Annotated in this window: 17 protein-coding genes and 1 tRNA gene; 16 read left to right on the top strand and 2 right to left on the bottom strand. The window is 57.4% G+C overall.

Features of this window, described 5'->3' with window-relative positions; genetic code table 11:
- Positions 1–77: 77 nt before the first annotated feature.
- Positions 78–1,409: an ammonia-forming cytochrome c nitrite reductase subunit c552 gene (locus tag G7Y44_RS02245; protein ID WP_165247228.1), complete on the bottom strand. Its 1,332-nt coding sequence runs from the start codon at positions 1,407–1,409 to the stop codon at positions 78–80.
- Between the two features lie 307 nt (positions 1,410–1,716).
- On the opposite strand from G7Y44_RS02245, the gene pdxR reads away from it, so the two are divergent.
- The 5 genes from pdxR (at position 1,717) to G7Y44_RS02220 (ending at position 9,565) form a co-directional block, all read left to right on the top strand.
- On the top strand, positions 1,717–3,147 hold the full coding sequence (gene pdxR / locus G7Y44_RS02240; RefSeq protein ID WP_165247226.1) for a MocR-like pyridoxine biosynthesis transcription factor PdxR: 1,431 nt from the start codon (positions 1,717–1,719) through the stop codon (positions 3,145–3,147).
- A 6-nt stretch (positions 3,148–3,153) separates the two neighbouring features.
- Positions 3,154–3,789 (top strand): IMPACT family protein, encoded by a 636-nt coding sequence (locus G7Y44_RS02235; RefSeq protein WP_165247224.1) that lies wholly within the window; start codon positions 3,154–3,156, stop codon positions 3,787–3,789.
- Between the two features lie 420 nt (positions 3,790–4,209).
- The gene (gene menB, locus G7Y44_RS02230; RefSeq protein WP_165247222.1) at positions 4,210–5,046 is read left to right on the top strand and encodes a 1,4-dihydroxy-2-naphthoyl-CoA synthase; all 837 of its coding nucleotides are present in this window, start codon (positions 4,210–4,212) and stop codon (positions 5,044–5,046) included.
- A 139-nt stretch (positions 5,047–5,185) separates the two neighbouring features.
- Positions 5,186–8,083, top strand: coding sequence for an AMP-binding protein (locus G7Y44_RS02225; protein WP_165247220.1), 2,898 nt, complete (start codon positions 5,186–5,188; stop codon positions 8,081–8,083).
- A 153-nt stretch (positions 8,084–8,236) separates the two neighbouring features.
- On the top strand, positions 8,237–9,565 hold the full coding sequence (locus G7Y44_RS02220) for a hemolysin family protein (protein ID WP_165044819.1): 1,329 nt from the start codon (positions 8,237–8,239) through the stop codon (positions 9,563–9,565).
- 114 nt (positions 9,566–9,679) lie between these two features.
- Here the strand turns inward: G7Y44_RS02220 and G7Y44_RS02215 are convergent, their stop codons facing one another.
- Positions 9,680–10,489 (bottom strand): amidohydrolase family protein, encoded by an 810-nt coding sequence (locus tag G7Y44_RS02215; RefSeq protein WP_165247218.1) that lies wholly within the window; start codon positions 10,487–10,489, stop codon positions 9,680–9,682.
- A gap of 506 nt (positions 10,490–10,995) precedes the next feature.
- Between G7Y44_RS02215 and G7Y44_RS02210 the strand changes: the two genes are divergently transcribed.
- The 11 genes from G7Y44_RS02210 to G7Y44_RS02160 form a co-directional block, all read left to right on the top strand.
- Positions 10,996–11,073 (top strand) — tRNA-Met (locus tag G7Y44_RS02210).
- Between the two features lie 495 nt (positions 11,074–11,568).
- A complete protein-coding gene (locus G7Y44_RS02205) occupies positions 11,569–11,907 on the top strand; it encodes a helix-turn-helix domain-containing protein (protein ID WP_165247216.1) in 339 nt (112 codons plus the stop codon).
- A gap of 157 nt (positions 11,908–12,064) precedes the next feature.
- The gene (locus tag G7Y44_RS02200) at positions 12,065–12,367 is read left to right on the top strand and encodes a hypothetical protein (RefSeq protein ID WP_165247214.1); all 303 of its coding nucleotides are present in this window, start codon (positions 12,065–12,067) and stop codon (positions 12,365–12,367) included.
- Positions 12,354–12,851 carry a helix-turn-helix domain-containing protein gene (locus G7Y44_RS02195; protein WP_165247212.1) on the top strand — a complete coding sequence of 166 codons (498 nt, stop codon included), beginning with the start codon at positions 12,354–12,356 and terminating at the stop codon, positions 12,849–12,851. The genes G7Y44_RS02200 and G7Y44_RS02195 overlap by 14 nt, the downstream gene beginning before the upstream one ends.
- Positions 12,841–13,650, top strand: a complete 810-nt coding sequence (locus G7Y44_RS02190) for an ATP-binding protein (RefSeq protein WP_165247210.1) — start codon at positions 12,841–12,843, stop codon at positions 13,648–13,650. The genes G7Y44_RS02195 and G7Y44_RS02190 overlap by 11 nt, the downstream gene beginning before the upstream one ends.
- 191 nt (positions 13,651–13,841) lie before the next feature.
- Positions 13,842–14,345 carry a hypothetical protein gene (locus G7Y44_RS02185; RefSeq protein ID WP_165247208.1) on the top strand — a complete coding sequence of 168 codons (504 nt, stop codon included), beginning with the start codon at positions 13,842–13,844 and terminating at the stop codon, positions 14,343–14,345.
- Positions 14,346–14,411: 66 nt separating this feature from the next.
- Entirely contained in the window at positions 14,412–15,116 is a 705-nt protein-coding gene (locus tag G7Y44_RS02180) for a hypothetical protein (RefSeq protein WP_165247206.1), read from the top strand.
- The gene (locus G7Y44_RS02175; protein WP_371807449.1) at positions 15,113–16,960 is read left to right on the top strand and encodes a VirD4-like conjugal transfer protein, CD1115 family; all 1,848 of its coding nucleotides are present in this window, start codon (positions 15,113–15,115) and stop codon (positions 16,958–16,960) included. The genes G7Y44_RS02180 and G7Y44_RS02175 overlap by 4 nt, the downstream gene beginning before the upstream one ends.
- A 194-nt stretch (positions 16,961–17,154) precedes the next feature.
- Positions 17,155–17,370: a hypothetical protein gene (locus tag G7Y44_RS02170; RefSeq protein WP_165055366.1), complete on the top strand. Its 216-nt coding sequence runs from the start codon at positions 17,155–17,157 to the stop codon at positions 17,368–17,370.
- 10 nt (positions 17,371–17,380) lie between these two features.
- Entirely contained in the window at positions 17,381–17,830 is a 450-nt protein-coding gene (locus G7Y44_RS02165; RefSeq protein WP_165247204.1) for a PrgI family protein, read from the top strand.
- Between the two features lie 67 nt (positions 17,831–17,897).
- Positions 17,898–19,909 (top strand): VirB4-like conjugal transfer ATPase, CD1110 family (locus tag G7Y44_RS02160; RefSeq protein ID WP_371807453.1); only part of this gene is annotated, 2,012 nt, incomplete at its 3' end.

Here is a 19,909-nt window from a genome sequence, read left to right as displayed (position 1 = left end):
CCGCCCTTCCGCGGTTGCGATGGCCCACTGTGCTCACGATGCGAGCCATCGCACTTTGACAGCAATTCGATTAATGCTTAGGCAACGCCAAGCTTGGCGAGACCTTCGTCAGCGGTGCTTTCCGCCATGTCGAGGCATGCGCGGGTAAGCGTTGAGTTATGGGCTCCCTCGGAATTTTCATTCATGGCGAAATCCCAGTAGAACTGTGCAACGCGCTGTAGCCTCTGCAGTTCGCCCAGTTCGCCGGCAGCGTACATGCCAGCGGTACCGGCGTCAGCGGCCGCCTGGAATTCAGCGATTTCTGCGGAGTACTTCTCAGCCGTGGTGTTAATGAGCAGCTCGATCCGCTCGGACACCTGCTTTGTGCGTCCGTTCTCACCATCGCCCAACTCGTCGGTGATTTCCTTCACCTGAGAGGCCAGGTCATCGTGGCAATCGCTGCACACGTTCTCGATCAGTTCGGGGTTGTCCAGCGGGCTTTGCAGGTTGTGGTTCGAGAACTCGGTTCCGTCCTCGGCCTTGGTTGCACCCATGTGGCAGTCAGCACAGGTGTAGCCCAGCTTACCCATGTACGAACCCTTGCCGCCGTACATCGTTTCAAACTCGGGATGCTGCACCTTGATCATCGGCGCGCCGGTAAGCTTGGAAGCGAAGTCTTTGTACTCATGCTCGTCGTAGTACGCCAGAATAGCTTCGGGCGTCATAGCTTCAAGACCCTCATAAGGGTTCGTTGCAACCTTGTTCTCGCCGCTGAAGTAGTATTCGTTATGGCACTGGCCACACGTTTGAGCTTCAACGGGAACCGCAGTCGCGTCGGCGCCTATTGATTTCGCCCAGTACGCGCTCGGAACTACAACCTCTTCGGGGTTATTCTCGTGGCAGCTGTAGCAGCTGATAGGCTCGGTGTAGTTACCAATGATGTCGTTGAACTTTTCCAGGTTCACGGCTTCATCGCCACTGTTCACCTGCGCGGTGAACTGCGGGGTCTTGCACGTGATGCAGTTTCCGTTCTGTTCCTTTTCCTGCGTACGCGGCGTTTCGGCCACGTCAGTCAGCGAATCCAGATGCCCGTTCGGCTCGGCATAGCCAAGCGAGAAGGCATAGCCAGCGTACATGGTCTTCAGTGCCGGATACACTTCCAGATAGTCGTGCTTTTCCCCATCGTTTTCGCCCATCGCCTTGTACGTTGCGTACTGGTTCGGGTACACCTCAGACCACCCATCAGCGGTGATCACACCGTACTCGAAATTATCAGGGTTGGGAACTTCTGCGGACGTTGCCGTCGAAGCCTTGTCTGAATCGGTTGATGAATCAGAAGACGAGCTTGTAGGAGTACATGCTACGAGGCCTGCGATCAGTGCGACCGTACAGACTGCGCTCATGCCCACAAGAGCTTTCTTTCTTTTCATAAACCATCCCTCCTTTCACATTCCTCCCTTTAGGGAAACGCTGATTCATCCCGCCATTCCTACATTTGCAGCAGTGTTTCCCTAGAAAGCACGGGCGACGCTTCGGCACGGTGCGCAGAAACCATCCAAAGTGCGTCCGCAATTCTTTTTTCAGCATAGTTGGGCAGAAATTGAGCGTAAAGGGACGGTTGACGAGTATTATTAGGTGACGATTTCATGAAGATCCACGAAATGGACGCGCGAGGCAGCGAAAACAAAGGCATGTTGCGGCGAGAAAGACAGCGGCAGCAAAAGCGGAAGGAACTGCATGATCCATCTCAACCAGCGGTCATCGACTCCCCTTTACGAGCAGATATACACGCAGCTTTCTCGAGACATTCTGCTGGGCGTGTATCCGCCTGCGTCGAAACTTCCCTCCATTCGGGAACTTGCCGAGGAGCTCCGCTGTTCGCGCAACACCGTTGATGCGGCGTACCGCCTGCTCGCGCAAGAAGGCTTTACGGCGAGCAAACCGGGCTCGGGTTTCATCGTTGAAGACATGAGTGGCGAAACAGCCATTGCAACCCGCGCGGCAACGTGGCGTGAAGAACAACAAGCGAGCGAGCCGACGCTGCCCTCTATTGATCTTGCGCCGGCGCGCTACGATTTCACGTACGGGAATTTGGAGCCAGGGACCTTTCCCGCAGCAGCGTGGAGGTCGATCTTAAACGACATTCTGCTCGAGCCCGATCTTGCGCAGGCCAGCAGCTACGACGATGACAAGGGAGAATGGGCGCTTCGTTGCGAAATCGCTCGTCGGGCGCAAGCGAGCCGCGATATTCACTGCAGTGCCGAAAACATCATTGTGCAAGGGGGTACGCAGCCCACCCTGCAACGGTTGTGTTTGCTGTTCGACACAGCAACCGATGCCGTTGCCATGGAAGAGCCTGGTTACGATGGGGCACGGTCGGTCTTCGAGGGAAACGGGTTTCCCATTCGGCTCATTCCCGTAACACAGGGAGCCGATGCGATGATGGCAGCCCTTCACGCCAGCGACGCAAAATTGCTGTACGTAACGCCCGCCAACCAGTTCCCCACCGGAGGCACCATGTCGCCCGAAGTAAGGGAGGGTATTCTCACGTGGGCGAAAGACACCGACGCTTACATTATCGAGGACGACTACTGCCATGAGTTCTGTTATCGGGGCGAGCGTCAGCCAGCTTTATTTGCGCAGGACAACGCCGACCGCGTGATATATCTGGGTACATTTTCCAAGGCGCTGTCGCCGGCGCTTCGTATAAGCTACATGATTCTGCCGAAGGTTTTGCGCCGTCAATGGGACGAGAAATTCTCGAACGCCTACCCGGCAGTTTCGTGGTTGATGCAGGAAGCTTTGGCGCGTTATTTGGCAAGCGGACAATGGGACCGCCATTTGCGGCGGTTGCAAGCGCGCAGCCGTCGCAAGCACACTGTACTGATGGACACCATCAAGCGAACTATGGAAGGTAAGGTGCGCGTGCTTGAGCACGGTTGTGGTCTGCATGTGCTGCTTGAGGTTCTTGATGGGCGCAGCCAAGGCGAACTCATCGCACTGGCGCGCGAAGAAGGCGTGCGCGTGTACGGCACGGATCGCTATTGGACAACCGACGGTCACACACTGGGAAGCTGCGTGCTGGTGGGGTTCTCGGCTATCCCCGAGCAGGATATCGAACCGGGCATCGAGGCACTGGCTCGCGCTTGGTTTACGAACAGGCGGTGATCGGCCATGGAATCCTACACAACCATAGAAGGGCGCGCCATCAGCGAAATCGAAGAGAAGAAAAGCCGCTTTATCGCGCAGATCGCCCATGTGGAAACCGAAGAAGAAGCGCTCGCATTTCTGGAAGAAGTTCGCGCGGCAAACCGCATGGCACGGCACAACGTGTACGCCTACGTGCTGCGAGCAGGTGGCGCAGGCGAGGCGGGACGCGTGCGGTATTCCGACGACGGCGAGCCGCAGAAAACCGCAGGGCTTCCCACACTCGAAGCAATTCGTCATGCAGGGCTTACCGATGTGTGCGTGGTGGTGACGCGCTACTTCGGCGGCGTACTGCTGGGCACGGGCGGCTTGGTGCGTGCATACACGCAGGCAACGCAAGCGGGCATTGCAGCGGCGCACCTGGTGGTGGTGTCTCGTTGTATTGACGTGACGTTGCAGCTTCCGTATGCCAACTACGACCGCATGATGGCGGTCGCGGCGGCATGCGGTGCGAAAACGATCGATGTGAGCTACGCCGAAGAGGTAACGCTGGTGCTGCGCATGCTCGACGGCACGCAAGATGAGCTGCTACGCAAGGTGACCGAACTCATGCGCGGACGCGAGAACGTGCGGGTAAGCGAGCCGGTAGACGCCGCGTTCTAAGGAGCGCAGGCGCAACTTGGCGGTGCGCGAGCGCACGCAGGAGCGCGGCGCGCGAGCTTGGCGGTGCGCGGGCATAATGCGAGTGCAATGCAGGCGCAACTCAGGTGCAACGATTGCAACGCGGGCACAACGGCGCACGGACACGCGGTCGCGGCGGCATGCAGGCATGCGGGCGCAACGGAGCTCCTGTCGGTGTCATTGATAAGAATTGGATAAACTGCGAATTCATCCCCTCGTTCGACGCTTCTCGGCCGGGTAATCAGGCACGATGCGTTACCATAGGCGCACTCGACAACATGACGCGAGGCGATTCTCCGCTTGTGCGCATATGAATAAGAGGCTGTTTGCCCACCGCATCAAGTTGTTGCGGTGCGCTTCGGCTGCGCTCGACGGAGTTCGCTCGCATGGGAGGATTCGCATATGGCTGAAGCGTGGCGCGCGGGCAAACAATACCGCGAGATCATTTACGAAACATGCGATGGTATTGCCAAGATAATCATCAACCGCCCGCATCGCCGGAACGCTTTCACGCCGCTTACCGTAAACGAGCTGTACGACGCGTTTAGCATTGCTCGCGACGACGCCGAAATTGGGGTGATCATTCTCACAGGCGCAAATCACGATGGCGCCCCGCAAGACCAGGCGTTCTGTTCTGGCGGCGACCAGAAAATTCGCGGCAACGGCGGATACGTAGGCGAAGACTCCATTCCGCGCCTAAACGTACTCGACTTACAGCGCCTCATCCGCGTGGTTCCCAAGCCGGTGATCGCCATGGTAAATGGCTACGCCATCGGCGGCGGCCACGTGCTGCACATTCTGTGCGATCTATCCATTGCGGCGGAAACGGCGAAGTTCGGGCAAACGGGTCCGAAGGTCGGCAGCTTCGACGCGGGCTATGGCGCGGGGTATTTGGCCGCGATGGTAGGGCAAAAGAAAGCGCGCGAGATCTGGTATTTGTGCCGTCAGTACACAGCGGCCGAGGCGCTTTCAATGGGCATGGTGAACAAGGTGGTGCCCTTCAACGATTTGGAGGCCGAATGCGTGTCGTGGGCGCGCGAGATGATGCAGTTTAGTCCCACAGCCCTGCGCTTCATGAAGGCGTCGTTTAACGCCGCTACCGACGGGCTTGCGGGCTTACAGCAGCTCGCCGGCGATGCCACGTTGCTGTATTACACCACTGACGAGGCGAAAGAAGGACGCGATGCGTTTAAGGAAAAGCGCGCACCCGACTTCAGTCGCTTCCCTAAGTTTCCCTAAGAAAACCACGTTGGCAAGGACTCGAGCGTCTTTCAGCACAACTTCCCCATTTCGGCGGTGTTGTGGAGGGAAGTTCCGAAAGGCGCAGTTTATAGCACGGTGAAACCACGTTGGCAAGGAAAGGTAGGACGAACACGCGATGATCAGCGCGTTCGAGAACATGGCTCGGCAAAATCCGCTTCGCACGTTTTTCACGGACGTTGAGCGAGCGGATAAGGAAACCGCGTACTCGTATCGCGAGGTGCGCCTGTACGCTGCTGCGCTGGCGAAGCTTCTCCGCGACAAGGGAGCTCGTCAGGGCGACTGCATTGCTGTCGATGTCCGCAACCGCGCTGCTGGCGTATTCCTTCTGCTTGCCGCTGGATACGGCGGGTATACACTCATTGCCATAAACAACCGCTTAAGCGAATCTGAAAAGATGCATCGCCTAATGGAAGTTGAGCGCGATCCTGGCGTTCACGTGGCGTTTCGTATTGATGAGAACAATATCGAAGCCATCATGGATCGAGTCGAAACGTTTTTGGGCGGCGAACTGCATCAGGTTCGCTCGGGCGCGGCGCAAGCGGCCGCAAACGAGCGGGTGTCGCGCACGTCGTTTGTTACCCGCACGAGGGTGGAAACCGCCGACGTCCGCACGAGCAAAGCACTCGGGCGTGCAACGGGTGGTCGCGACTCGCTCATTCGCCGCGAAGAAATGGCCCGGCAGGAAGCGTTGGAAAACGCCATCAACTTCGCAGACCACGCGAAGCACGTGTTCGATCAGAGTGCTCGCGCGGTCATCATGTTCACGTCGGGTACAACGGGCCGACCGAAAGCAGTGGCGCTGTCGTGGGCAAATTTGAGCCAAGCGGCTTTAGCGGCAAATGCGGTACTGGGTCGTCGCGGCGAAGGCATGTGGCAAGCAGTGCTGCCTCTTTACCATATCGGGGGGCTGCAGGTTGTGGTGCGCAGCATCTTAAACGGCACACCGTTTCTGCTGTACCGTCATTTCGACGCCGACAAGGTGCTGGCCGACGCATCGCGACGCAACGCAACACACATCGCCGTTGTAGACAAGATGCTGCAGGATATGTGCGAAAGCGAGCGGAGCGCCGCATTGAAGCGCTACACCTGCATTTTGCTGGGCGGCGGTGCACCGAATTCGCGCACGCTGGAAGTCGCATGGGGCAAGCAGGCGCGTGTGTACGTGAGTTACGGCATGACGGAAACGTCGAGCCATGTGGCAAATGCCCTGATCGATATGAACTACAAGGGCGGATTGAAACTGTTGCCCGGCTATCAGGCGCACATCGTGGGAGCGGGAAGCGACGGCTTCGGCCGTTTAGCGGTGAAGGGTCCCGGTGTGTTTTCTGGCTACTTGAACGCCCATGCCGCATGGACCGTTGACAGGTTTTTCCTCACCGGCGACATCGGCGCTATTCACAACGGACTGTTGTACGTAAAAGAACGCGTGAGCGACATGTTCGTGTCGGGTGGCGAGAACATCTACCCCGAAGAGGTTCGCCAAAAGCTGTTGGGCATTCCCGGCGTTGCCGATGCGTTCGTGTTCGGAGCACCCGACAAAACATGGGGACGCCGCCCGATCGCTTTCGTGGTACGCGAGCCGCGCCGCGTTGAGTCGTTCCCACAAACGTCCGATGGAACCAATAGGTCCACCGATCACCAGCATGCGCTGAAGATGGCGAACATGTCCAATACGCGCTTCTCCCTCGCCGTGAAAGAAATGGCTGCAGGCAGCATGTCGAAGCTGCATCTGCCGAAGCACGTGTGCGTAATCGACGAAATGCCGATGCTCGGCACGGGCAAAATCGACCGGCAAGCACTGCTTCGCCGTTTCGACGAACGCATCCAGGTTGAAAACGTTGTTGTTCGCCGTGTGAAACTGCCCTCATCGGCGCATGGTGCTTATCCCTTAGGAGAACATGCGAACGCACGTGAAACAGCACGCGAAACGCTGATCGTAGAAGTGATTGATCATCAGGGGCGCAGCGGCATTGGTGAGCTTGCCGTTTCCACGGGCGGATGGAACGCTGCAGGCGATGTTGCCCAAAACGAAGCAGTGCTCAAAGAGGTGCTCGCACCGATCGTGCTTTCTCACGTGTTTTTGCATCCGTCCGAAGTAAGCGATGTGTTCGCACTGAACGCACAGGCCGTGCAGCATCCCCGTGCGTGCGGTGCCATCGAGCCGGCACTGTGGGACCTGTACGGCAAAATTGTCGGCGCTCCTTTATGGAAGCTGATCGGCGGCAATTCAAACGGGCGCGTACCCGTAGCCGCCCTGGTTGACGAAACGGATCCGGTAGCCGCAGCTCGCGTTGCAGTGGCACAAATGCGAGCTGGAAGCCCCTGCGTGCGGTTGAAGGTTCACCCCGGCAGTGCGAGCGTGTGTGCGGTGGCGGTTGCCGATGCGATTGGTGCTGCGAAGCTGATCATCGACGCAGGACGAAGCTTCACTGAAACCGATATGGACGAACTGCGCACCATCGACTCGCTGGGTGTTGCGTGGATTGAAGAACCACTCGACCCGCGCAAGGTTCCGCTTACGGTGCATGGGGACATCTTCGATCGCACGGCCCGTTTGCAGCGAGGCATGCGCACTCCACTAGGAATGAGTGAAGCGCTTGCTGTGCCGAAAGACGCATTGCGAGCGCTCAGGAACCGAGAGCTCAAGCACCTGTCTGTAAATATTGGCAGAATGGGAGGCGTGCAGCCGGCGCTGGAGTTCGTGCGCCTGTGCCGCACCCATGGCGTGACGGTATGGGTCAGTGCGGGAGCAAGCACCGATGTGTCGAAACGACTGCACGCCACGTTTGAAACGTTACCCGGCGTGGTGCCGGCGGGCGATCTTGGACTTGTGGGGCGCGAAGCGACACGTGGCGTTACCACACCGCCACTTTCCGCAGAGCGCGGCATGCTAACATTGAACCGTGCGGGGTTCGCAACAGGCTTAGGTTGTGTGCTCAATCCAGCAGCGCTTGAGGACACCGCAGCTACGCGTAACTCTGAGAATAACGGGGATAACGGGATCGTTTTGTAATTCCACAATGGCGTTTCTCGGTTGCGTGGAGTTGTGCAACCGTTACACTGTAATGATGCACGTATATGTTGTCGGCGCATCGAATGCGATGCGCTGCGGAGGGGAGCAACCGTCCTTCCGCTTTACGAGCTTTCTAGGAGGATCGCGTCTGCCATGCCCGTTGCGCTCAGCTTGATTCTGGTTGTTTTGTTCCTGCTCATGAATGCGTTTTTCGTCGCCGCCGAGTTCTCGCTGGTAAGGGTGAGAAGGTCGCAGCTTGAACTTGCCATCGAAGAAGGAAAGCTCGGTGCTCAGGCGGCAAAAACCGTCGCCGATAACGTAAACGCCTACCTTTCGGCATGTCAGCTGGGCATTACGTTGGCATCTCTTGCGTTGGGTTGGTTGGGAGAGCCGGCGTTTTCCGAGCTTATTCGCCCCGTGTGCGCTTTGTTTGGACTGCCCGACGCTGCGGTGTCGGCCATTGCGGTTGGCTTGGGCTTCTTCCTCATGACCACGCTGCACGTAGTGGCAGGCGAGTTGATCCCGAAGTCGTTTGCCATTTTCTCCACCGAAAAATTCGCTCTTGCCACAGCCAGCCCACTCATGTGGTTTTACCGCATTACGTACCCCATCATGGTGCTGTTCAACGGCATTACCAACGCGGTTGTGCGCATGGCAGGGCACGATCCCGCGAACGAGCACGAGGTATATGCAGCCGAGGAAATTCAACTGCTGATTGACGAGAGCACGGAAAGTGGTCTGGTCAGCGTCGAGCAAAACGAGTACGTGGACAACATCTTCGACTTGGGCGACAAGGACGCCGCCACTATCATGACGCCGCGTACCGATGTGATCTGCCTCGACTTGGAAGACTCGCTGCAGGAAAACCTTGAAACCGTGCAGCTGTACAAGTACACGCGCTACCCCGTGTGCCGCGGCAGCAAAGACCGCATTGTCGGTTTTGTGCACGTAAAGGACCTCTACACGATGCCCGCGGGCGCGAGTATCGACGACTTACCTCTTCACGAACTCATTGGCGTGTCCGAAAACATCCAGGTGGCGCGGCTTTTGCAGACGCTGCAGGAAGAGAAGACTAAGATCGCCGTGGTCGTCGACGAACATGGCGGTACAGCTGGCGTAGTCACGATGAGCGACATCATGGAGCAGATCGTTGGGCGCATCGACGACGAGTACTCGCACGGCAGCATTGAAGGCGCACGGCAGCAGGCCGATGGCAGCTATCTGGTTGAGGGATTGATGCCCGTTGATGATCTGATCGATCTGATGGGATTCAAACCCGCCGAGGCAGAAGAATGCGAAACGGCGGCCGGCATGCTTCTCGACGTGCTTGATCGCATTCCCGCAGTAGGCGACGTTGCCCAGCTGACCGACAGTCATGGCTGCACGGTGACGTTTATCATCGAACAAATGGACCGTTTCCGCATTGACACGTTCCGTATGACCATCGATCGCGTCGAGAAAGAAGCCGGAGAAGAAGGCTAAAGAAGGCTTGACTTCGAAACGGTTAGGCCACGCTGAATGGCTAAGCCACGCTGAACCCGAGGAACCGAGGAAGAAAGCTAAGCCACGCTGAACCCGAGGAACCGAGGAAGAAAGCTAAGCCACGCTGAACCCGAGGAACTGCTCGGCGTTGTGCCAGAACAGCTGGTCTTTCTCATCATCGGTGAAGGGAAGGCTGTCCAAGAAGTCGTATTCGGCAACAGGGCTCCACATAGGATAGTCGCTCCCAAGCATCACGCGGTCGGTTCCCCACAGGCGAATAAGCTCGCAAGCATGCCGCTTACCCAGCCAAAACGATGAACTCGATGCGTCGACGAACACATTCTCGAAACGATGCAAGATGTCGAAGCCTACGTCGAACTTCGACCAGTTGCCGAAGTGCGCGGCGTCGACCACCAAGTTTGGAAACGCTTTAAGAATGCGAGTAAGGCGTTCGGGGTTCGAGTAATCGAAGCGGAAATCACCGGTGTGCATGACAAGCCGCATGCCGTTCGCCTGCATGATTTCGTAGACATTCATGAGGCGCGGGTCGTCCATGTTTACCGTCTGCGAGTCGGGATGCAGCTTAATACCGTGCAGGCCCAGACTGATAGCGCGGTTGATTTCGCGCTCGGGGTCGGCGTAATCGGGGTGCATGGTGGCAAAGCCGATGAACTGCGAGTGCAGCCGGCACTGCTCGGCGATGAAGGTGTTGATAGATTCCACGGCGTGTGCGGTGGTAGCAACGGAATGCACAATGAAGTGCGTAATGGGCGATTCGTTCGTTGCGCGAAGCAAATGATCGGCTGTGCCGCGGTCGGGACCGTCTGCAAACATGGGCAGGGAATAGAAGCGACTCACGGAATCGACGGCACGCGCGGCGATGCGCGCGGGGTATATGTGAGCATGTGCGTCGATAACGGGCATGAGAACTGCTCCTTTCGTGCTGTCCTTAAAGATTTACCGCCTGCGCAGCTTACACGATGTGCATGACTGTTCGAATTACGTGACGTGCGCGATTGTACGTCAGCTTGCTGCCAATGGAATACAAATTTGCAAAGGAATCGCAATGCGCAGATAACGTGCGCTGGAACGAGCTGTGCGGAGCAGTACGGAGCTGTACGGAACTGTACGGAGCAGTACGGAGCAGTACGGAGCAGTGTGCGGAGCAGTACGGAGCAGTACGGAGCAGTACGGAGAAAACGCTCTTTTGAAGGAGGGTGTTCGGCTAGCCTCGCAAATTGACTTTCGGGTGAGAGCGGTGCGCGTTTATGTGCATTTTATGGTCGTGCAAGAAACAGTTTGCATGACGTACGTGTTCCGAGTATTATGAATTCTTGCCGTTAAGGCGTCGAACATAGTGCGGGGTGGAGCAGTCTGGTCAGCTCGTCGGGCTCATAACCCAGCGATCGCATTACAACTGAATATCACATTGCGGGGTGGAGCAGTCTGGTCAGCTCGTCGGGCTCATAACCCGAAGGTCGGAGGTTCAAATCCTCCCCCCGCGACCATAAAACACCAGGTCAGAGAATATTTTCTCTGACTTTTTTCATTTTCTAGAGCCACTCTCGGCAGTGCTGAATTGTTCAGAATCTTGTTGGCTTTTCGCTCAATTCGGGCTATCAAAATACAGTCTCTTTTTGGTCCGTAATCGGACTTTGGGGCAAATTTGGGGTAAATGACAGAAAGCAACCTCTGATATTCCCTGCATATCGGTGGTTTTTGATGGAAAATACGCCACGAAAATCACTAACTTGAAAAAATATTTATGGAGATTATTCCATCTCAAATTCATAATCTGAGCACCTAATTTAAGTTTCCGAATGATGTTGAATGATGTTCATTCGGTGTGGCGTTGTCTTCTCTGACACGCTCTGACGCGAACACCCGGTTTTTCGGTTGCCTATCGCTCGGTTCTCCCCTATAAGCGAGATATCACGAATCGAGGCGATACGCACTCCGGTCATTCAGGTTAGAGCGCATAGATGCGGGGAAGAGAAAGCGACATGGGTGAACAGATAAGGCTTACAGTAGACGAAGCGGCCAAGCTCAACTTGCTTTTGGACATGATACGTCCTGAGCGACGTATGGCTTCCGAGCCAGGGCAGTCAGCTGCGACAGACTGTCACAGTGACGAGAGCGGCGCGAACGAGCAAGTCGCGCCCGGCGCTCCGCTGCCGGTCTGGCTCGACATCAAGCAGGCATGCGAATACATCCACGTTTCCCGGAGTAAGCTTTATTCGCTGATCAAGGAGGGCAAGATTCCGGCGATGAAGGTCAGTCGCAAGCTCCTTATCAGACGGGAGCGGCTTGATGAATTGATCGAGTCTGGAAGTCTTGCATAGCGAGCGCTCCAATGGCCCACGTTGCAGGACGCAAGACTGCTGCTCCGAACAAAAGCGCATATCCACGTTCAACATGTCATCTTCGTTCGATCGCGGATATGCGGATATGTTGTCCAAAGCGTTCGCTTCGGCAGAAGCGCCCCGGAAGGAACTGAACATGAGCACCGAGAGAAGGGAACAGAATAGAGAGCTGATGTCCGAATGGCAGGATCAGCCGAGGTTCAACGCGAGCGGCATATATACCATGGCAGAAGCGGCTAGCATATTGCACGTAAACTGCTCTTACCTGTACGAGCTAACGCATCTAAAAGACGATCCCTTCCCCGCCAGAATCCTCTTCTGGAAGAAACAGGGCCTCTTTGTCCTGCAAGACGAGCTTTTTGACTGGGTGAAGAGAAACGCCCCTCTGCGGGACGAGCGCAAGAAGTTCCGGCGCGGTCAAAGCAGTGGAATCGAGTAGAGGCAGTTTTCTGGCCGTGTACGAGTTCATGTGGAAGGATCTCGGGCTATCGGGTGTTGCGCTTCTCGTTTACGCGCGCATCTACGGCTTCTGCAAGCGAGGCGGCACCTTCTTCGAGAGTCGGAGGAAGACGGCAGAGTATCTGGGCGTGAGCGAGAGGGCTGTCATCAAGTCGTTGAACAAGCTTACTGAAGCAGGCCTTGTCGTGGAGGTCGGCGAACACAGCTTGAGAAGCGGCAGGAAGACCAAGGCCTTTGTCTTGTGCGAGAATCGCCCAGGCCCTACTGTGACAGATTGTCGCAGTAGGGCCGTCGAGATTAACCCTGAACGATGTTCACCTGAACAAGATTCCCGTGAGTCCGACTACTTTGGTGAACGAGGAGACCTCTCGCGTCTGAATTCTGTTCACCTCGCAGAAGATAGTAATAATAAAAGGATTGAGAGAGAAGGGCTGGAGAACCGCTTTGCGAAGTATGACGAATAGCCCAGATACTCCGGGTCCTTATACGCTTGAAGAGCTCGACGAGATGGGTGTAGCGCATGACGAGCCGCCAGAGTTTTTCTGTGAGCACTGCGGCAAGGCCCTTTCTGCTCGCTGTTACCTTCTCCTTGGCGGCACCGCATGGGTTCCCTATGGGCAGTGTCAGTGCGAGGGTGCGATAACCGAAAGAAGGCGCGAGGAGGACAGGGCGCATGCGCAGGCGGTGCAGCGGCGTATAAGGGAGTTGCAGAAGATAGGCATAGAGCCCCGTTATCAGAATGCGATTCTTTGCAGGGACGACGTGATTTCTTACCTTGCCACATTCGGGGAGCACAAGGGAAACGGGCTTTTCATCCAGGGCATCAGCGGAAGCGGCAAGACGTCGCTTTGCAGCGCGATAGTTCGTGATTTGCACGATGCGGGCCACAGTGTTTTTCTGGTTAGCGCTTCGGAAATGCTCGAAACCATCCAGGAGACATTCGATAAGCCGGCATCCACCGCAAATGAGATTGCACGCTATGCGGCATACGAGCTTCTGGCCATCGACGACATGGGCAGGGAATCGGGATCTGAATGGGCGGTTTCGACCATGTACCGGATCTTGAACAAGCGCTACGGCTGCATGCGCCCGACCATCATCGCAAGCGAGCACAAGCTAAGCTCGCTAGGCGTTCGCATGTCGAGGCGAGGAGACCCGGAGCGCGTCGACGCCATCCTCTCGCGCATCAAACAGGTGTGCGCCTTGGTGAAACTTCCCGACGTCGACTACCGAATCGCGAGAAATGGATTTCCCGTGCGCTGATGCGCCCGCTGACACGCTAGGACATAAGCACTGATTTTCACAGGCTTGGCCTCGTGCGCCTTGGTGTTCAATCGCCAGCAGGCGAAAGGTGCCCGCCAAAGCCAAACCCACCCAATTATCCCTATGGGCCAGGCGGACACCGCTCGCACAAAGAACTACGCAGGCGTTACAGCTGGACCGAAGGGGCGCGAATGAAATCCAAAGAGGCGCTTGACGATGAGATTTGCGAGTCGCTTCGGGCGAAGTGCCGCGAGAACACATGGCTGAAACCAGTCTCGGAAGGCGAGGATGGTGAGAGTGGCTATGCGTCGCTCTCCCTCGATTTGCGTTTCGTCGTGAATGCGGCAGAGGTCAAAGACTACCTGAGCCGCAAGGGGCATCGCCTAGGCGAGGGTATCGTTTTTGGCGGCATAGCCCTCATACAGCAAGTTGACCGAGGCGATGAGTGGTGGGTTCTCAAGAAAGAAAAGTCCGGAGGCTGGCGTGCGTTCGAGAGTCTGTCCTTCACGCCTATGATCAGGCTCGGAACGTTCGACACCTACATGAATTGGCTTCTGGAGGCGGATCGAGTTCAGTGTCCGCAAAGGGTGTTTTCGGAACAACAGGCCCTCGCCGAGAGAGCTGTTGCGGCGCGAGCCTGCAGCTCATCGACTTTCAGCATTGAAATAGACGAGGGTCTGAGGCGACGCCGATAGCTACTGTGACAGTTTGTCGCAGTAGCTATCGGATCACCGCTACGGCGAAAGGAGCGTGCAACGCCCATGGCGAGCGATTTTGGAGACGAGGCGGGCGAGAAGCTCTTCGACTGGATGCTGCGTATAGGGCAGGATGCAGGAGAGAAGGCCATGACCGTCAGCGTCAAAAAGTTCAAGGAGGCCCTGCGCAACGCACGAGTGAAAGCAAAAACTCCAGAACGCACGGGCGATGATTGGGCAAAGCTCAACATGGCGGAGTTTAAGGATCTCCCCGAATACGATGCCATCAAAGACATCCTATCCGACAAGCTCAAGGCGGATGGGGTCGAGCATGATTTCTACGAAGACAATGCCTGTGAGAGCTGGCTGCTGTTCCGGGTTATCGATGCCCAAGATGTGTCGAGGGCGTTCGAGGAGTTGGAGGGTCAGGCCGATCGAGCGCTTGAGAAGGCGAAAGCGTCTCCGGAAATGGAAAAGGCGAGGCAGGAGCACTTGGGCTCTCCCGCCACGGATAAGCAGATCGCCTATCTTGACTCGCTTGTCGGGCAAGGCAAGGTTCCAGGCGATGAGTACGAGACTGCGAGGAAAGGCGGCCTGACCATCGCGGCTGCCAACGGTCTTTTGAATAAATACGCAAACAACTACCTGAAACTGAGAGACGACGAGCCCCTTGAGGAGCGCGCCGACAGGGCGCGCGAGGGCTCCAAGGCGATGGCCGCAAAGGGCGCGGTAGACAAGGAGATATCCCTTGCCGAGGTTCGCGCGAAGTGAAACGGACGGTAATCATCGCAACGTGCCTGAGTCCCGCAGCCTTTGCTCTGGGTAACCTCTATGTTGCATGTCTCCTATCAATGAGAGGCACCCCCGTCCAGAACCTGAGCACAGCCGTTCTCAACCTGCCAGGCTATGTGGCATCAGGCGGTGCAATGTCCGGAGAGGCTGCCGCCGTATGCGCCGGCGTTCTGGGAATATGCGCGGTTTGGATCGTAGCCGCGCGAATGCTCCTCGGAGCTGGCACCCGCAGAGACGGCGAAGAACACGGCAGTTCAAGGTGGGCGACGAAGAGGGAGGCAAGGGCGTTCGCCGACCGATCCCATCCAGACAACAACATCCTGCTCACTAAGGACTGCGCCCTCGCGCTCTCCAGGGACAAGTTCAACCTGAAGACCGACCGCAACAAAAACGTGCTCGTCGTTGGGGGATCCGGCAGCGGCAAGACCCGTTACTACGTGAAGCCCAACCTCATGCAGATGAATGCGAGCTTCTTCGTCACAGATCCCAAGGGGACGCTTTTGGGAGACGTGGGTCATATGCTAAAGACAGGAGGCTATCGCATCATCACCTTTGACACCATCAACTTCGAGCGATCCTGCCACTACAACCCCCTCGCCTACATCGAAAGCGAAGCGGACATCCTCACCTTCGTCGACTGCCTGATAAAGAACACCTCACCCGAGGGAGGAAAGCCCTCGGACCCGTTTTGGGAGAATGCCGAAAGACTTCTCTACTCGTCGCTGGTAGCATATCTGCTGAACCATTGCCCGAAAGCCGACCAGAACATCCCGGGGCTCCTCACGCTTCTGTCACTTGCCGAGGCCAAAGAGGAAGACGAGTCCTTCATGAGCCCGCTCGACATCCTGTTCAAAGAGCTTGAGACCGGCATGAGGCTTTCCAAGGAGGGGGAAGCGCTAGAGATAGACCCTGAGAGCAGGAAGTTTGGGGGCGAGGCGTTCGGATACAGCTGGGTAAAGCAGCAGGAGCCCGTGAAGGAATCCGAGGATTTCGCGCTGTCGAACTACAAGGCGTTCAAAACCGCCGCCGGGAAGACGCTCAAATCCATCATCATCAGCTGCAACGTGCGCCTGAAGCCGCTGTCAATCCGCGAGGTGTCCGAGCTTCTGTCGTATGACGAGATGGGCTTGGACCACCTCGGCGACCCGGGGAGGAAGACGGCGCTCTTCGCCAGCATGTCCGACACCAACTCCACGTTCGACTGCCTTTTCGCCATCCTCATGTGGCAGACGCTGAACATCCTCTGTGACACCGCCCTCGAGCGCTTCGGCGGGAAGCTTCCGACTCCCGTCCACATGATGTTCGACGAGTTCGCCAACATCGGTACCGTTCCCGACTTCGCGAAGATGATCGCGGTTATCAGGTCTAGGAACATCTCCTGTTCGATCATCCTGCAGTCGTTCTCGCAGCTCAAGAGTCATTACGACGACGATGCGCAGACCATCACCGACTGCTGTGACACGATGTTGTTCTTGGGAGGGAAATCCAGCGACACGAACAAGGAGATATCCGAGGCGATAGGAAAGCAGACGCTTGCGACTATGTCCATCAACGATTCGCGCGGATCGAGCTCGTCTACTACGAAGAACTACAACAAGCAGGAGCGAGACCTCCTTCAGGCATCCGAGGTGGGCAGGCTCGCGCGAGATGAGGCGATAGTGCTTATCGCGGGAGCGTTCCCCATCAGGGACAAGAAATATCCCCTGGAGAAGCATCCTCGCTATGCGCTCGTAGATCCCGGTCACAAAGGTGCGCGATACGACTCCCCGTTCAAGCTCAAGAACACGTGCGGAAACGAGCGGAAGGAGGCCACGATGACGTAGTGGAATCCATGGAATCAGGCGACGGGTGCTCGCGCACGCACCGAAAGCACCTTCCGAGCAACTTCCGGATCCGTCGCCCATGCAAAGGAGCAAGAACGCTCCACAACGAATTCTAGCACGCCGCATCGAGCGCACCTTCCGAATACCCAGCGCTCGGCGCGGCGCAAACCTTGATATGCAAAGGACATGAAGACATGCTCGCAAACATCATCAACCTGGTGTCGGGTTGCGTGACCTTCCTCGGCGGCTTTCTGGTCGTCTGGGGAGCGGTGTCGCTCGGCCTTGCCATCAGGGAACAACAAGGAGGCTCGCAGATCGCCTCCGCCATATCCACCATCGCAGGAGGCGCCATCATCATCGCCGCCGCAGTCTATTTCGGGGCGCTCGACACGTCCTGGCTTCCGGCGTAAGGGGGCAGACGTGTCGTTACAGATCCCCGTTCAGAAGGACATCGGTGAGTATCAAGAAAAGATCGTCGGCAAGCTCTCGTTTCGAACGCTTCTGTGTGTGACGGGAGGGTTCGGCTCGGCTATCGCCGCAGCTGCCATGTGGCATTTCTGGGTCGGCATAGAGGTGGCTGATGCGGCCTTCCCCGTCATGTGCGCATCGATCCCGTTTTGGCTCGTCGGCTTCTGGCGGCCCTTCGGAATGCGCGCGGAGAAGTTCATCCCTCTTCTGGCAGCGCATCACATCAAAGACCAACGGCTGCTCTACGCAAGCCCTGCCGCACCAGACCTTAAGCGCATCAAGGCCGGGCGCCCGAGCAGGAAGGCGAGACGCGCAGCGAGAAGGAAAGGAGCTGAGGGCAATGAGCCATCCAGGCAGGAAAACGAAGAAGGAAAGCGAAAGATCCGAAAGGAAACGTCTTAAGGAAAAGCGAAGGGCAACGCGCGAGAAGACGAGGTCGCATGCGCCGAGCCCAGGCGTTCTCCGTCAGATGATGGGAGCGACGTCTAACGCCGAGCGCTCGAAAAAGGCACACGAGGAGAAGGTGGCGCGCCAGAAGAAGGCACGCGCCGCTGCCAAGGACATATCGTCGTTCATCGGCTATGACGCGATGTATAAGGACGGTATCGCCCAGGTCGAGGAGGGACTCTTCTCCCAGACGATCGAGTTCGCAGACATCTCCTACCAGTCTGCCCGACGCGAGAGCCAGCAGAACATATTTTCTGTGCTCTCATCGCTCTACAACTACTTCGGGGCCGACTCGTGCGTCCAGCTCACCATCGCCAACGTGCCCATCCCCGCAGACGAGATCGGAAGCAAGCGCTTCTTTCCCGAAGATGACCCCGACACGTCCAAGTACGCGCGCGAGTACAACCGGATCCTAAACGACAAGATGCGCGAGGGGATCTCAAACCTCACGCGCCACCGCTACCTCACCTACATGGTGGGAGCCGACGACGTCACAGACGCCGTACCGAAGCTTTCCCGCATCAAAGGCGACGTCATAGACACGCTCTCGCGCATCCGTTGCGACGCACACGCGCTCGACGGCACCGAGCGCCTGCGCGCCATCCAGTCGCAGCTTCGGCCGCGCGCTCCCTTCACGTTTACATGGGACAAGATAAGCCCCCGCTCAAACGTGCGCACACGCGACCTCATCGCGCCAGCCCTCATCGACTTCAAGCCGAGCGGACGCGCGGACATCTTCAAGGTGGACGAGACGTACGGATGCGTGCTCTCGATCCGCACGTTCGGCTCGATGCTTGAGGATGGCTACCTCGCAGCCATCATCGATTTGCCCATGCCGCTGTCGGTGAACCTCCACATCCAGCCCATCGCGCAGTCAGATGCGCTTGCGCTTGTGAAGCGCCAGCTCGACTGGATGGACAAGGAGATCATCGACGAGCAGATGAGCGCCATGAAGAAGGGCTACGACTACACGATCCTGCCCCCTGAGCTTCGCTATTCCAAGGAGGAGGCAGAAGAGCTCCTCGACTTTCTGCGCAACAAAAACGAGCGGCTCTTCGTCTACACCGGCCTCATCTACACCTACGCTGATGCGGTGGAGACACTTGAGCGCCAGGTGGAGCAGGTCATCTCGGTGGGCCAGGGAAACTCGCTTGGGATCGAGCCTCTCTACTACCGCCAGCGCCAGGCCTTGAACTCGGTGCTGCCGCTGGGGGCAAACCACATCGACGTCACCCGCTACCTTACCACCGGCCAGATCGCCATGCAGATGCCCTTCGCCTCCCTTGAGCTCAACCAGGAGGGCGGCGGCTACTACGGTCAGTCCAAGCAGTCCGGCAACCTCGTCATCTGCAACCGCAAGAAGCTCGCAAGCCCCATGGGGTTCGTTTGCGGCAAGCCCGGGTCGGGCAAGTCTTTCTCCGTTAAGCGCGAGATCACCAACACCGTGCTCGCGTACCCCGAAGACGAGATCATCATCTTCGACCCGGCCGGAGAATACGGAAACCTCATCGAGGCATTAGGCGGCGTGAACGTACGTCTTGCCCCCGACGCCGACACCGCGCTCAACCCCTTCGACCTCGCAGACGTGGAGGGCAAAGCCGACGCGGCGCAGCTCGCGTTCAAGATCGATGCGTTTTTGGCCCTTTCAAGCGCAATGATGGCGGAGTCTTCGGAGGGTCTGCCTGAGGCAGACAAGTCAATCATCACGCGCTGCGTCGAGGCGGCATACGCCAGGTGCGCAGATGGTGCCACGACCCCGACCCTCACCGACTTTCATGCGGTGCTGCTCGACCAGCCGGAGGCTGAGGCGCGCGACATCGCGCTTCGCTACGAGCGCTACGTCACAGGAGCGCTCTCGTTTTTCAACCGCCAGTCCAACATAGGCTTTGCCAACCGCATCACCAACATCGACCTTCACGACCTCTCGACCAACATGCGCGTCTTCGGCATGCTCACCGCCCTTGAGACGGTGCGCAACCGGATGTACGCGAACTTCGAGCGAGGGGTAACGACCTGGCTCTACATCGACGAGGT

Origin of the sequence: Adlercreutzia sp. ZJ141 (genome assembly GCF_011038965.1) — a bacterium.
GTDB lineage: Bacteria > Actinomycetota > Coriobacteriia > Coriobacteriales > Eggerthellaceae > ZJ141.
Note: the sequence above shows the minus strand (reverse complement) of the source record. Positions and strands in the feature narration are given on the sequence as shown.

Excerpts from the sequence above, each read along its gene's own strand:
- G7Y44_RS02225 (WP_165247220.1), top strand. The coding sequence starts at position 5,186 with ATGATCAGCGCGTTCGAGAACATGGCTCGGCAAAATCCGCTTCGCACG.
- G7Y44_RS02205 (WP_165247216.1), top strand. The coding sequence starts at position 11,569 with ATGGGTGAACAGATAAGGCTTACAGTAGACGAAGCGGCCAAGCTCAAC.
- G7Y44_RS02220 (WP_165044819.1), top strand. The coding sequence starts at position 8,237 with ATGCCCGTTGCGCTCAGCTTGATTCTGGTTGTTTTGTTCCTGCTCATG.
- G7Y44_RS02190 (WP_165247210.1), top strand. The coding sequence starts at position 12,841 with ATGACGAATAGCCCAGATACTCCGGGTCCTTATACGCTTGAAGAGCTC.
- menB (WP_165247222.1), top strand. The coding sequence starts at position 4,210 with ATGGCTGAAGCGTGGCGCGCGGGCAAACAATACCGCGAGATCATTTAC.
- pdxR (WP_165247226.1), top strand. The coding sequence starts at position 1,717 with ATGATCCATCTCAACCAGCGGTCATCGACTCCCCTTTACGAGCAGATA.
- G7Y44_RS02185 (WP_165247208.1), top strand. The coding sequence starts at position 13,842 with ATGAAATCCAAAGAGGCGCTTGACGATGAGATTTGCGAGTCGCTTCGG.
- G7Y44_RS02235 (WP_165247224.1), top strand. The coding sequence starts at position 3,154 with ATGGAATCCTACACAACCATAGAAGGGCGCGCCATCAGCGAAATCGAA.
- G7Y44_RS02245 (WP_165247228.1), bottom strand. The coding sequence starts at position 1,409 with ATGAAAAGAAAGAAAGCTCTTGTGGGCATGAGCGCAGTCTGTACGGTC.
- G7Y44_RS02170 (WP_165055366.1), top strand. The coding sequence starts at position 17,155 with ATGCTCGCAAACATCATCAACCTGGTGTCGGGTTGCGTGACCTTCCTC.
- G7Y44_RS02200 (WP_165247214.1), top strand. The coding sequence starts at position 12,065 with ATGAGCACCGAGAGAAGGGAACAGAATAGAGAGCTGATGTCCGAATGG.
- G7Y44_RS02180 (WP_165247206.1), top strand. The coding sequence starts at position 14,412 with ATGGCGAGCGATTTTGGAGACGAGGCGGGCGAGAAGCTCTTCGACTGG.
- G7Y44_RS02215 (WP_165247218.1), bottom strand. The coding sequence starts at position 10,489 with ATGCCCGTTATCGACGCACATGCTCACATATACCCCGCGCGCATCGCC.